12 protein-coding genes are annotated in these 13,133 nt (G+C 40.9%); 1 reads left to right on the top strand and 11 read right to left on the bottom strand.

Features of this window, described 5'->3' with window-relative positions; all coding sequences use genetic code 11:
• Positions 1 to 87 precede the first annotated feature (87 nt).
• A complete protein-coding gene (locus JTI58_RS18110) occupies positions 88 to 1,482 on the bottom strand; it encodes a Mur ligase family protein (RefSeq protein WP_205442737.1) in 1,395 nt (464 codons plus the stop codon).
• A 140-nt stretch (positions 1,483 to 1,622) separates the two neighbouring features.
• Here JTI58_RS18110 and JTI58_RS18105 point away from each other — a divergent pair, with 140 nt between their 5' ends.
• The gene (locus JTI58_RS18105; RefSeq protein WP_205442736.1) at positions 1,623 to 2,834 is read left to right on the top strand and encodes an ATP-grasp domain-containing protein; all 1,212 of its coding nucleotides are present in this window, start codon (positions 1,623 to 1,625) and stop codon (positions 2,832 to 2,834) included.
• 76 nt (positions 2,835 to 2,910) lie between these two features.
• Here JTI58_RS18105 and JTI58_RS18100 read toward each other — a convergent pair whose 3' ends face one another.
• The 10 genes from JTI58_RS18100 to JTI58_RS18055 all read right to left on the bottom strand — a co-directional run bounded on the left by JTI58_RS18100 (position 2,911) and on the right by JTI58_RS18055 (position 13,132).
• Entirely contained in the window at positions 2,911 to 5,103 is a 2,193-nt protein-coding gene (locus JTI58_RS18100; RefSeq protein WP_243456112.1) for a YheC/YheD family protein, read from the bottom strand.
• 79 nt (positions 5,104 to 5,182) lie between these two features.
• Positions 5,183 to 5,614, bottom strand: a complete 432-nt coding sequence (locus tag JTI58_RS18095; RefSeq protein WP_205442734.1) for a hypothetical protein — start codon at positions 5,612 to 5,614, stop codon at positions 5,183 to 5,185.
• A gap of 150 nt (positions 5,615 to 5,764) precedes the next feature.
• The gene (locus tag JTI58_RS18090) at positions 5,765 to 6,424 is read right to left on the bottom strand and encodes an HAD family hydrolase (RefSeq protein ID WP_205442733.1); all 660 of its coding nucleotides are present in this window, start codon (positions 6,422 to 6,424) and stop codon (positions 5,765 to 5,767) included.
• 660 nt (positions 6,425 to 7,084) lie between these two features.
• Positions 7,085 to 7,426, bottom strand: coding sequence for a DMT family transporter (locus JTI58_RS18085; RefSeq protein ID WP_205442732.1), 342 nt, complete (start codon positions 7,424 to 7,426; stop codon positions 7,085 to 7,087).
• 14 nt (positions 7,427 to 7,440) lie between these two features.
• On the bottom strand, positions 7,441 to 7,764 hold the full coding sequence (locus JTI58_RS18080; protein WP_205442730.1) for a DMT family transporter: 324 nt from the start codon (positions 7,762 to 7,764) through the stop codon (positions 7,441 to 7,443).
• A 25-nt stretch (positions 7,765 to 7,789) separates the two neighbouring features.
• Positions 7,790 to 8,008, bottom strand: coding sequence for a helix-turn-helix domain-containing protein (locus JTI58_RS18075; RefSeq protein ID WP_205442729.1), 219 nt, complete (start codon positions 8,006 to 8,008; stop codon positions 7,790 to 7,792).
• Positions 8,009 to 8,019: 11 nt separating this feature from the next.
• The gene (locus JTI58_RS18070) at positions 8,020 to 8,658 is read right to left on the bottom strand and encodes a DUF2975 domain-containing protein (protein WP_205442727.1); all 639 of its coding nucleotides are present in this window, start codon (positions 8,656 to 8,658) and stop codon (positions 8,020 to 8,022) included.
• A gap of 118 nt (positions 8,659 to 8,776) precedes the next feature.
• Positions 8,777 to 10,297 (bottom strand): osmoprotectant update ABC transporter permease/substrate-binding subunit OpuFB, encoded by a 1,521-nt coding sequence (gene opuFB, locus JTI58_RS18065; protein ID WP_279381283.1) that lies wholly within the window; start codon positions 10,295 to 10,297, stop codon positions 8,777 to 8,779.
• Positions 10,287 to 11,243 carry an ABC transporter ATP-binding protein gene (locus JTI58_RS18060; RefSeq protein ID WP_205442726.1) on the bottom strand — a complete coding sequence of 319 codons (957 nt, stop codon included), beginning with the start codon at positions 11,241 to 11,243 and terminating at the stop codon, positions 10,287 to 10,289. Before JTI58_RS18060 ends, opuFB begins: the two co-directional genes overlap by 11 nt.
• Positions 11,244 to 11,335: 92 nt before the next feature.
• Positions 11,336 to 13,132 carry a vWA domain-containing protein gene (locus JTI58_RS18055; RefSeq protein ID WP_205442722.1) on the bottom strand — a complete coding sequence of 599 codons (1,797 nt, stop codon included), beginning with the start codon at positions 13,130 to 13,132 and terminating at the stop codon, positions 11,336 to 11,338.
• Position 13,133: the final 1 nt, after the last annotated feature.

Below are 13,133 nucleotides of genomic sequence, written 5' to 3'. Positions count from 1 at the left end.
ATCTAGCGTGCTGCCTTTTGATCAATTACTATACCTTATTAGCAAGCTCTTCTATATGGCACAGTCAATATCCTATATGGAAAGAAGCTAATTTGCAGGTGGTGGAGGTTTTAGCTTTAGCTCCGTTGCTAGTGTAGAAACCTGTTTGCTATACATATCTCCCTTAATGAGAATGATGGTATTTTCATCGACAATCTTCTGCAATAACGGATAGACTAGCGTACTATTTTTAAATGTATAAACAGGTGCGCTAAATCCTAGCTTTACTGCATGATCAGCCATAATCCTTGCATGCTCCCCAATGGTAATCAGGACATCCACGCCAATACGTTGGATTAATTCGCCCGCTTGTTCGTGAATAATATAGCCCCACGAACCTAAATCGGTAATCGTACCAATAACAGCAATCTTCTTCTTGCCGTCACCTAGCTCATTCAACACTTTTAAGGCTGCCTCTAAGGAAGTGGTTGTAATACTCCATGTATCATCCAATAACATGGAATGATTAATGCCCTCAAAGAGTTGCAGTTGTTTTTTCAATTGACGGAATGATTGGAGCTGTTTTGCTGCGACTGGAATAGGCATCCCCATATCGTACACTGCGGCAATGGCAGCAAGGGCATTATAAACCTGATGCTCCCCAAATCCTGGCACATGAATGTCATAGCTTTTTCTGTTATGGTGCAGGACAAATTTCATTCCCTTTTGATAATAGTGGATATGGCTCGCTCGAAAATCACAGGAATCATGCATTCCTACCTTAATCAAACGCCCACGAAATCTCGAAACATCTATTTTTTTTGTATTCACATCTTCAGCATTGATTATTAATGTACCTTTTGGATGAATGATATCTAGCATTTCTCCCTTTGCTTGGATATAGCCTTCTAATGTTTTGCAATAATTTAAATGATGGGCTCCGATATTCGTAATAATACCGATTGTCGGTTTGAAATATTTCCCCGCATTCGTGACATCTCCTGGTGAGCCAACTGCTGTTTCAAAAACGGCAGCCTCTGTTTCTTCCTCTATACCTAATAAATATTGCAGGGAAGCGGTTCTAGAATTACTGCTAAGTGTCGTCGCAGTCACTTTCCGATCAGCCGAAAGAATATGTTTAATCATCTCTTTTGTCGTTGTTTTACCTGATGTACCTGTGATGGCGACAATCGGAATATGAAACTGGCTGCGATAAAAATGAACAAATTTCCAGTAGGCCTCTTCTGCATTCGCTACCTGTATCATAATGACATGGTTGGGAATGTCAGTTGGTCGATAAGCTCTATCGGTCACTAGCACCAGAGGAGAAAGTGGCTCTAGACTTTTCCAATTGACAATACGTTTACTTGTAAAAAGGGCCGTATTGGACTTTTTCACTTGTTTTAATCGATAAGCCCCATGCTGAATCAGTGTATCCTCTGACCCGTGCACTAGATAGCCTGCCGTAATCATTGCTAAATTTTTCACCGAAAGAGGCTTCATATCTTTTCTCCCTCCTTTCTTTTCTAGTATATGTAACCTCTTAAAAGTTGCTTGGATGTAGACAAGATACATAACTAGAGGAAATCTATTTCATTGCATATATATAAAGGTGATTAAGTATCTAAGTACCAATAGAAGGAGTGATATACCTGAAAGCCATTGTATTTATCGGTACAAACAAATCTGGGTCTAGTCGTGAAGCAACAAGGGCAGCAGAAAAATTAGGCTACTTCACAGTACTTTTCACAAATAATGAAAAACAACTTCAGCAGCGCAGAGCCTACCCCGACATCCATAAAATGATACTCATTGATACTTTTGATATCGAGAGCATGAAAGATGAAATAGAGAAACTAGGAAAAACCGGATTAAATATTAAAAGTATCGTGAGTTTTGTTGATCCCTTTGTCCATGTTGCTTCAATGTTATGTGATGAATTTTGTCAAAACTACACATCCTCCAGCGCGATTGAAACCATGGAGGATAAAGAAAAAACAAGAAAGTTTTTACAAGACCAGCCATATTCGCCAAAGTTCTCGCTCATGAAACCTAACGAACCCATTGCTAAAAATTTGACCTTCCCATTAATCGTAAAATCTCCTAAATCAACAGGCTCAAAAGATGTTTTACTAGCAACGGATGCCGATCAGCTCAATAACCACCTCAAAGCACTACGCAGTAAAAATCCCTATGAAACCATCATGATTGAAGAATATCTAGATGGTCCTCAATATTTAGTGGAGGCGGTTGTCTATCAACGACAACCACATGTCATTGGTATTATTGAGCAGGAAATTACACAAGGAAAACGATTTATTATTACAGGCTATGGTGTACTAGTGAAAGCCCCTCAAAACATCCAATCAGGCATCGAGGAGGTACTTCATTCCATCGTCAAAGCCTTTGGTATTGAGAATGGGGCGCTCCATTTAGAGCTTCGATTAACCCAAAATGGTTGGAAACTCATCGAGATCAATCCTCGAATTTCAGGTGGCGCCATGAACAATATGCTACAAGCAGCACTAGGTTTCAGTTTAGTAGAAGAAACACTGAAGATTTTGCTAGGAGAACAGCCTAATCTGCAACCAAGACACAAAAAATTTGTCTATACAAAATATGTCATTGTGGAAAGTAGAGGAATTTTAGAAAAGGTTATTGGCAGGGCAAGAGCGACAAAATCAACTGGCGTCGTAGAAGTGTATGTCAAACCAAGAAAAGGCACCCTCCTCACCCCACCTTTGTCGATGGGTCACCGTTACGCCTATGTCATTGCAGAAGGTGCAACCTTGAAGGAAGCGAGAAATCACGCCATCAATGCAGCAAAAGAAATAAAATTTATTTTGAGAGTTTGAAAAAAATATCCCGAATAATTGCCGCTAGTCAGTGGACAGTTACTCGGGCTTTTTTATCTTCAGAAGTCGTAATCGTTTATTCTTCTTTAAACGTTTGATCTAAAAATTTCACGGTTTCAAACATATTGGTTTTACTTGCACCTTTTACGAGAATGGTATCATGAGGCTTAATGAGCTTTTCAAGAAGGACATGCAATTGGTCCTTATTAATAAAATGGTGTACTCTGGCTGGGTCCATGCCCTTTGCGATGGCAGCATTACTCATTTCGTCGGTCCTAAAGCCATAGGTAATAAATTCATCGATGCCTATTTCATGCACGTACTCCCCGACCTTGCGATACTCCTCTTCTCTCAAGACACCCAGTTCTCGCATTTGCCCAATAATGGCTACCTTGCGATTCGTTGCAATATTCGTCAACACATCAAGCGCAGCACGAACCCCCTGCGGATGAGAGTGAACCGTATCATCAATAACCGTTATATCATCACGGCAATTATAAATCGTTAAGCGTCTTGGCGGTTTTTTAAAGTTGAGCCCTGCCTGAATATCAAGGGGACTAAACCCTAAAAGATCAGCCACTGCCACTGCATTCAGTGCATTGTAAACATGATGTTCTCCTAAAATAGGAATATACAAATCTATTTCTTGCCCATGTAGCTTCATTTTAAAGGACATGCCGACATCTTTATATTGCAAATCATATGCACGGTAATCCGCTTCTTTTTTAATGCCCACCGTGATGATTTTCCCTTTGAATTGCTGTGTCTCTAAGTATCTTGAATTGTCATCATCTTGATTGACAATGAGCAAGCCCTGTTGATCCATACCATGAATCAATTCCGATTTCGCCTTGGCAACGCCCCTAACATCTCCATCAAAGTTCCCAACATGCGCTAAGCCAATATTCGTCACAATACTAATATTCGGCTGGATGATGCTACAGTGATTGGTAATAATGCCTGGATAGGCCATACCGTACTCTAATACAACGGCCTGATGCGTATCGTTGATCTCTTCCTTATGCTTTTTCGTATGCTCCGTCGTATTCCAATAATCCTTTGATTCAAATACATTCCACTTTTTCGATAAGATGGAGCCAACAAATGCCTTTGTTGTGGTTTTCCCTGCACTTCCCGTAATCGCAATAATTGGCAGGCTTTTCTTTGTCTCCACCTGCTTACTTTTTTGTTGGACAATTTTCTTTTTCAGAGGTTTTTGATTTTTCGCAAGATACATCGCATAGCGAATGGAATGAATGACCACATCTAATTCCAAGTAAAAGGCAGGGGGACAGCCTGGGCGCCAATTGACCTCATACATCCAAATTTTTTGATTTTGATCTAAGCCCACATCAATGCCAATTTCATCAATAACTTCCCCAAATTTCGCCATTTGAATTTCATCCAGATGATGCGCCAGCGATAGCGAAAAATGCTCCAGCATTCGCCGAATATTATAGGCCTCTTCCTTAAACTCCTGCTCCAAAAAAGGATCTAAATAATTGGTATAGCCGCCATTGTTAATATTCGGTATGATGGAGCCATTCGGTGCAATACGTGGATACACCGTCGTCACTACCCATTTACCTTCCCCATTTTTTTGGACATGCAGACGGAAATCATAGACCTGACCGGATCTAGTAACGGATTGAATATACGGCTGCATAATAAAGGTGCCAGACGCAAGTTGCTCCTTTATCAATGCATCCAATTGTGGTTTTGTATAGGTTGTCGTGATGCTATCCTTTCGAACCTCAAAATACTTGGCTCCCGCCTTCATAATAAAATAAATGCCCTTCCCTTTTCGTCCATCAATCGGCTTAAACACAACCCGTTTATAATAATTAACGAACTTATGAAATAAATCGGCATCCTTTACAATTTCAGAGGGAATCAAATATTGTTCAAATTCCTTCGCTTCCTGTAATCGTTTCATCACATTCCATTTGTTCCCGATTGAATGCGTTGTAAATGGAATCTCCTCTTTTAAACGGTCAATAATCTCTTTCGATACAGATAATTTCTCAGGGCTTCCTGCATTATAAATTACATCAGGAAAGGGCATCGTTTTTTCCTGCCATTGCCCATCCTCATAGACCTTTGCTCGAATAGAACGTTTGGCAAAGTCCACACTTTTAGGTGTGAAGTAAAAAAACGTTGCGCCTTCAGCTTTCGCAACTGCTGCAAAGGCATAGGACTTGAGCACTGTTGTTGGATCAAGTCGATGATGCAGCATACCAATAATCGTCATAGCTAAACTTCCTTTCATTAGATTCTCTCTCTATTACATTCACTTTGTATCCCTTGCATATAGACAGATGCTCTAGCTTTAGTAGTTTAATATGGCACTACCATTTCGGCTCTATGATAAATTTCCCCTTCAACATGTCTGGCTTTAAGAGCTGAATGGCCGATATCCCACTGAGTTCAATGGATTTTTCTATACTTGTTTTTTCTAACCTCACCACATCTGCAATCGAATTTGTATCGTTTCCTTCATAATCAAAAGCACGCAACAACGACACTGTGCCACGGCAACGCTCTCTATCAACAGCCTCAATGCGGAAAAACTCTGTCTCAAACTGTTTCACTGTATCCAATAAGCTTAAATGCGCACCACTATGGGTAATTAGAAAAAATGGAATCGTATCACTCCCGACAATTTTAATAAGTAGCTGACCAAAATATTTAGAATGAAAATTCATCATGATATCCTGAAGATCCTTCAAATCACTTAAAGCCTCACATAAAAAGTGATTTTTTTTCTTATCACTATTCAATTCGTAGCCCCCTCTCTAGTTTGAATATGCGATTTGATCCGTGTAAGTTGCCCTCTCGTTATCATATGTTGCGACAAAAAATATGGCGACTTCTTCACAAAGAAACTAAAAAAACCTCCACCATTGAATGGGGAGGCTTTTGCCATTAGTTTATTTTGAAAAGCATGCTAGGAAATCCTGTATAGTACAATGTTCTAATGTATCCACTGTGTTGTGTTTTGTATTGAACGGTAATTGCTTGGTAATCTCGTTCGGCATGACCACTGTATAAAGCCCTGCTGCTACTGCGGCTTGTGCGCCATTCGGTGAATCCTCAATTGCAATAGCTTCATTAGCCTCTACACCCAATTGTTCAAGCGCCTGCAAGTAAAGCTCCGGATCAGGCTTAACATTTGTCACAGTGTCAGCGGTACAAAAGCAATCAAAGTAATGTCGGATACCCAGTTTATCGACATATAGATCAATCCATTGACGACTTGAGCTACTAGCAAGACCAATTTGTAAACCCGCTTCCTTTGCCTGCTGTAGCAACGTTAAAATACCAGGTCTAAGCGTTCCCGTTTCCATCCATTGTGCATGGCGTTGCTGAATGGATGTTTGAAATGCCTCCACATCCAATTGTATTTGATGATGTGTAACAAGATATGTATAGGGATTAAAAGTTTGAAGATTAGTACCAAGGCACTTAGCATAGGTTGCCAACGATAAGTCAACACCACATTGTGCATAGGCATCTCTAAAAACGTTATACCACGCCGTTTCTGTATCAATAATTGTACCGTCAAAATCAAAAATTAGAGCTTTTATCATCAAATTCTCTCCATTCCATGCTTTGCGTTTTCATCGGTTGATTGCAGTGAGCTAAGCCTCGGTTTTGGCAGTGCTATCCGTTGAATCTGGCCTGCTAACCGTTGATCTGCTATTTCTATCCTTCAATTTAGACACGCTATCCGCTACTTTCGCATCTCTATCCGCCTATCCTCATGATTCCAACTCTTTTGCAAAGCTATCCACCACTTTACTATTTCTATCCTTCAATTTAGACACGCTATCCGCTACTTTCGCATCTCTATCCGCTTATCCTCTTGATTCCAACTCTTTTGCGAAGCTATCCACCACTTTGCTATTTCTATCCTTCAATTTAGACACGCTATCCGCTACTTTCGCATCTCTATCCGCTTATCCTCTTGATTCCAACTCTTTTGCGAAGCTATCCACCACTTTGCTAATCCTATCCTTCAATTTAGACACGCTATCCGCTACTTTCGCATCTCTATCCGCTTATCCTCATGATTCCGACTCTTTTGCGAAGCTATCCACCACTTTGCTAATCCTATCCTTCAATTTAGACACGCTATCCGCTACTTTTTCATTTCTATCCGCTTATCCTCTTGATTCTGACTCTTTTGCGAAGCTATCCTTCAATTTAGACCTGCTATCCGCTACATTCTCATTTCTATCCGCCTACACTCACGATTCCAATTCTTCTCCACCCTTATCCCCCTGATTCAACAAGATAACGCCTCCAATAATGAGGGCTATGCCGATCGCAGAATAAACAGTAAACATATCGTGCCAAATGACAATGCCTACCAGAACGGTTAAAGCTGTGCCGACACCTGACCAGATAGCATAGGCTAAGCTTAAGGGCATGGTTTTTAAGCAGAGCGATAAGCTATAAAACGAAATACCATAGCCAATTGCGACCGCCAGTGATGGAGCTAGTACAGTAAAACCGTCTGAGAATTTCAGCATGGTTGTTGCCAAGACCTCGCTTATAATCGATAGTGTTAAAAATAAATAGCCTTTCACTGCTGTTCAGCCTCCTAATGACCACCCGCAAGATTGAGTACCACAACACCCATAATAATGCACAGAATCCCTAATACCTTCTTGCGATTAAATCGTTCCTTATAGAGGACAACACCTACAATTGCGGTTAACGCTGTCCCTAAACCTGCCCATATTGCATAGGCTGTGCCAATAGGAATTACTTTTAATGTTAAGGCTAAATAATAAAATGCCGTCCCATAGCCAACTACCACACCGATTGATGGCCCTATTCGTGTGAAGCCTTCCGTACGCTTGAGCATAGAACTGGCAAAAACCTCTGCTATAATAGCGAGCATTAAAAAACTAAAAGCCGTCATTCATAAAATCCTTTCTGCTTTGCTTCTAGATGTGATCTTCTTCCTCTACATATTCCAAGATGTCTCCTGGCTGGCAGCCCAAAGCTTTACAAATGGCATTTAATGTAGAAAAACGTACGGCTCTTACCTTGCCCGTTTTTAAATTAGAGAGATTGACAATTGAGACATCAACCTTCTCTGCAAGTTCACTCAGCTGCATTTTACGATCCGCTAGCATGCGATCTAAACGAATAATTATAGTCATGTTCTCACTTCCTAAGCTGTTGCATCATATTCATCCTGGAGAAATGCACCGTATCGGAAAATACGTGCAATGGTCCAAATCACCACACCACATAGTAATAGAGTCCAATGAATGCCTGTAAAATGATAGCTAATCCCCTTAATCAAACCCGACTCTACAAATCGGGACTCCAGTTGGAATTGTTGCATGATTAGATAGACGGTATATGTACGAAATGCATTCACTGTCAAGCTCAATACCATCACACAGTAGGCAATTCTCTCCATTTTTTTACTATTAGCAAGTGAAAATATAATCCCTTTGGATAAATTACTTAAAATATTCCTTACTTGTACAATCATAATTAATAAAATAGCTATGTATATTGTAGCAGTAAAGAGGAAGGTCACGACATCTTTTTTTGAATAGTGAATGTCCCTTGTCACATGGTCTGCCAGCTTCATTTCCAATCCTTCTAACTGAACGGCAGCTGTCACACTCCCCTTTGCTAATAAATGATTCACTTGTTGCTCTGATACTACCATTGCCCCTACCATAAAAATCGCAAGCATCGTCAAGGCAAAAATCATCATCACCATGATGATGGTAAAAACGGTACGAAGCCCCTTTGTCATCCATCGAAATTCTTTACTTTGAATTGTTTGCCCCATTGTCAACATCTCCCTCCCTTCTTTCTATTATACATCCCTTTTTATTCCTATCAATAATTTTTTAACGTTTATCATTAATAAATTATTGATAAAAATAAACCCTCTACAGCTAGAGGGCTTATTTTAGTAATTCTACCTTTACTAAATATTCTTTTGCTACTTCTGCTGCAAGCTTTCCTTCTACATTCACTTGATAATTCATTTCTCGCATTTCATCATCTGTAATGCGATCAGCTAGTTGATTTAATGCTTTTCCAATCTCTGGATAGTCAGTCAGCGTTTCTTTCCTTAGTAAAGGCGCTCCTTGGTATGGTGGAAACAATGCTTGGTCGTCCTCCAATACGCGTAGCTTGTATTGACGAATTTCACTATCCGTTGAATAAGCATCGAGCAAATTAATATCACCTGATTGTATCGCCTGATAGCGAAGCTTTGGCTCCATCGTTGCAAGCGTTGTAAAGGCAATCCCATATCGTTTTTGAATGCCCACATAGCCATCCTCACGGTCATTAAATTCTAATGTAAAGCCTGCTTTCACCTTCTGCTCTATCGGCTTAAGGTCAGAGATTTTTTGCAGTTGATAGCTCTCAGCTAGCTCCTGTGATACAGCGAGTGCATACGTATTGTTATAGCTCATGGGACTAAGCATGACCATATCGAATTGCTCCTGCATCCCCTCTTTTGCCTGACGATAGACGTCCTCTTGGTTATGATTAATCGCTTCTTCCTTTAAAAATTCCGAAATGGCTGTGCCTGTAAATTCAGGATAAATATCAATACTGCCCGATTTTAACGCATTGAAAACAAATGAGGTTTTACCAAGCCCTGGCTTTAATTGCACCGTTAAATCTGTCTCCTGCTCAATCAATAATTTATACATATTGATAAGAATCTCAGGCTCCGCACCAAGCTTTCCTGCAATGACAATTTCATCTTGCTGTTTACTGCTTAGTAGCGGGAAGAAAATCATTACGAGTGCCGCTAAACTAATGGCACTCAAAGTCGTCATTGTTTTTTTAAAGGACAGGGTTTCTAATTTTTTGAGCGCCACATCAAAAATCAGGGCTAAAATAGCGGCGGGAATGGCTCCTATAAGAATGAGGGCTGTGTTATTTCGGTCAATCCCAAGTAAAATGATATCCCCTAAACCTCCTGCACCAATTAAAGCCGCTAATGTTGCAGTCCCCACAATCAGCACCATTGCTGTGCGAATACCAGCCATCATAACAGGCATAGCGAGTGGTAGCTCAACCTTTACTAAACGCTTTGATCGATTCATCCCCATCGCTAATGCCGCTTCCTTCAATGATGGATCGACTTCATTAATCCCCGTGTAGGTGTTTCGTAGAATAGGCAACAGCGCATAGACGACTAACGCAATAATAGCGGGAACTTTCCCAATACCGAATAAAGGAATCAATAAGCCGAGCAACGCTAAGGAAGGAATTGTTTGCAGCACCGCACTGACCCCAATAATGCTTTCTGCTATTTTCTTTTTATTGGTTAAATAGATACCTAGAGGAATGGCGATGAGGACAGCAAAAAATAGCGCAATAAAAGAGATTTGGATATGCTCTAGCAATGCCGCTAGTAGCTGTGCCTTCCGTTCCTGAAATACATCCACCACATTAGCCACCATGTGCATGTCCTCTTTTCTTAGAATCCTCTGCTAAATAACGCAGCATAGAAGCTCTTGTCACCATGCCAATGCGCTTGCCATTCTCTTCGACACCCAGCAAGTCATGCTTCGCTAATTTTTCAAGAAGCATCGTAAACGAAGCATCGACAGGAATCGTATCCTCAAAGTCGTTTGTGGCTACGATTGGTTGTAGCACATCATGCATCGTAAACCATTGATCTGTCTGCTTGCCACCAATAAACTGTTGGACAAAATCATTTACAGGATTTTGCAGCAATTGCTGTGGCGTGCCTATCTGAACAATTTCGCCATCTTTCATAATACAGAGGCGATCCCCTAATTTCAGCGCTTCCTGCATATCATGAGATACAAATACAATGGTTTTCTGGATGGTACGCTGCATCTCTAGTAGATCATCCTGTAGTTTGGTGCGACTGATAGGGTCTAGCGCACTAAAGGGCTCATCCATTAAAATAATCTCTGGATCAGCTGCCAAGGCTCGAACAACGCCAACCCTTTGCTGTTCGCCTCCTGATAATTCCTTTGGTTTACGCTGACGATATTTTGCAGGCTCTAGCCCCACCAACGCTAATAGTTCGTCCACTCGCTGATGGATTTTCTTTTTACTCCATTTCTTCAACTCTGGCACAATGGCAATGTTTTCTTCAATCGTCATATGTGGAAAAAGGGCGATTTGCTGTAGTACATAGCCGATACTCCAACGCAGCTCATGGATATTATAATCGCTAATTCTTTTATCATTAATCCAGATGGTGCCTGCTGTTAAGGGGATTAATCGATTAATCATCTTTAATAAAGTCGTTTTGCCACATCCACTAGGACCGATAATAACAAAGAATTCACCCTTTTTAATTTCTACATTTAGTTCTTTGACAGCTATTTGGTCGTTATCATATTGTTTTGAGACATTATCAAATGTAATCATCTGTCATCTCCTTTAGAATTTGCTCATGAAGTGCGTTCACTTTTTATATTTCACCAACAAAATTCATTTCAAACATTTGTAGATAGGTGAAGCTATTTCATTCTAAATACCTCGCCTTTGGGCACAAATGGTAGCTTGGCCCCTTGTGGTAGTACGAAGGCATGCTCTCTTTTAATGGCTAAACGATCACATTGACCATCTGTAATAATCAGGATAGGACCATCCTTGGGAAAATCCTGTGCTTCTTCAAGTAGCTGTATACCAGGCTGTAATACCGTGCCGCCTCTACCTCTTACTTTCACTTTCGTTAATAGTTCTTCAGGTGCTAGATAGCCTGTGTCATAGGCAACAGCATCACAAAATATAACGCGAACAAAGGGAACATCTCTAGTGATGCTATAGCTCGCTATTGTGCCGAGTGCTTTTCCTAGTAGGAGGCGATCCATGGAGCCTGATGTATCAATAAGGACTGCGAAAGTGCGCCCATCTTCCTCTCCGCTTTGATGAATCCATCTTGGTCGAGCGATATCCGGTGTCGATGCTTGCCTTCTACTTGGGCGTGCATACGTTCTCACTTTCTCTATTGGTTGAAACATCCGATCAAACCATTTGGCTAATGCCACATCCCAAGCAATAGGAGGCTGTGCTAGGCTACGAATTTCCTCAATGAGCCCTTGTGGCAAGTATCCTCTCTCTTGAGTCATATGATAGCTTAACCCTTGACTTAATGCCCTTTTATAAAAAGCATCCAAATCCACGCCTACCTTGCCTTCCCAAAAGTCTGGTGGATTCGTTTCGATCATATCTCCTATGCCCTGCCCTCGAAAGGTTCTTAATTTGCGATACACCCTAATATCCGTAACAATGCGATCATAAATAGATTCTGCCGAGAGCCCTTTTAATGCTGGATCATATAACCCGCCAAATGCTGGCATCTCGCCGATTTTCATATCGATGAGCCAGCCATTGATAACATAATCACAAGCAACATTCCATAAATAGGGATCACGTCCTTGTCTGCGTGTCGCATGGCTTAATCCCGCATGAAGTAGTTCGTGTGCCAGTAAAAACCGCATTTCCTCATCGGTCATGCCCACGGCCGTATTCAAGTAAATCTCCTTTGTTTCCACTGCAATGGCCGCGACTGAGATATCCATTCTTGTACAAATAAGTGGATCTTCAATTATTGTAAAGTCAGCTGCTAAAGCACCAAATAAGGGATAGGAACTCATAAACCAAGCCTTTGCGCGCTGTGCTTGTGTTACCCTCGTTGTGCCTCCTAATGTATTTTCTACCCCACCTGCTACCCGGATGGCACTTTGCACTGCTTTCGATAAGCCTTCTGCAAATAACGCGGCGAAATTACTATTGCCTCGATAAAGATAGCCTGTTTTATTTTGTGAAATAACAAAATCCACTTGTCCTGGCATTGTACTATAGCCTTTCAAATCGTTTGGTACACCTTCGCGTAAAAATCTATCATACAATTTTTCCTCAGAGCTAAAGGCTTCAAAAAGTGGATTACTCATTTCCTTTGGGGCTTGACCAAATTTTAGCTCTGCTAAAAACTTTGTTATATAGCAGTCACAGGCGATATTCCAAAGCTCCTGCTGCTCTTTTGGTTGATGATGATGCAAGCCAAGGTGTAGCAAACAATGCGCTATCACATAAGCCCATTCATTTGGCTGTCCTTTTTTATCCTGATTCACATAGATGACACCTGCGCTTGTAACGTAAGCCCAATCCTTTTGTGGCATACTTTCGTATTGCATGTAAACAGCATGTCCTAACGCCTCGAACAGGGGATGTGTACAGACAATGTCATGCCCACGTGCAATGGCTTTCTCATTTTTATGCTCCTGCTGTGATGCTTTCTTTTTTTTGGCCATA

Source organism: Lysinibacillus fusiformis (genome assembly GCF_016925635.1).
GTDB classification, from domain to species: Bacteria; Bacillota; Bacilli; order Bacillales_A; family Planococcaceae; genus Lysinibacillus; species Lysinibacillus fusiformis_F.
The sequence above is the reverse complement of the archived record's forward strand: the minus strand, read 5'-3'. Positions and strand labels throughout refer to the sequence as shown.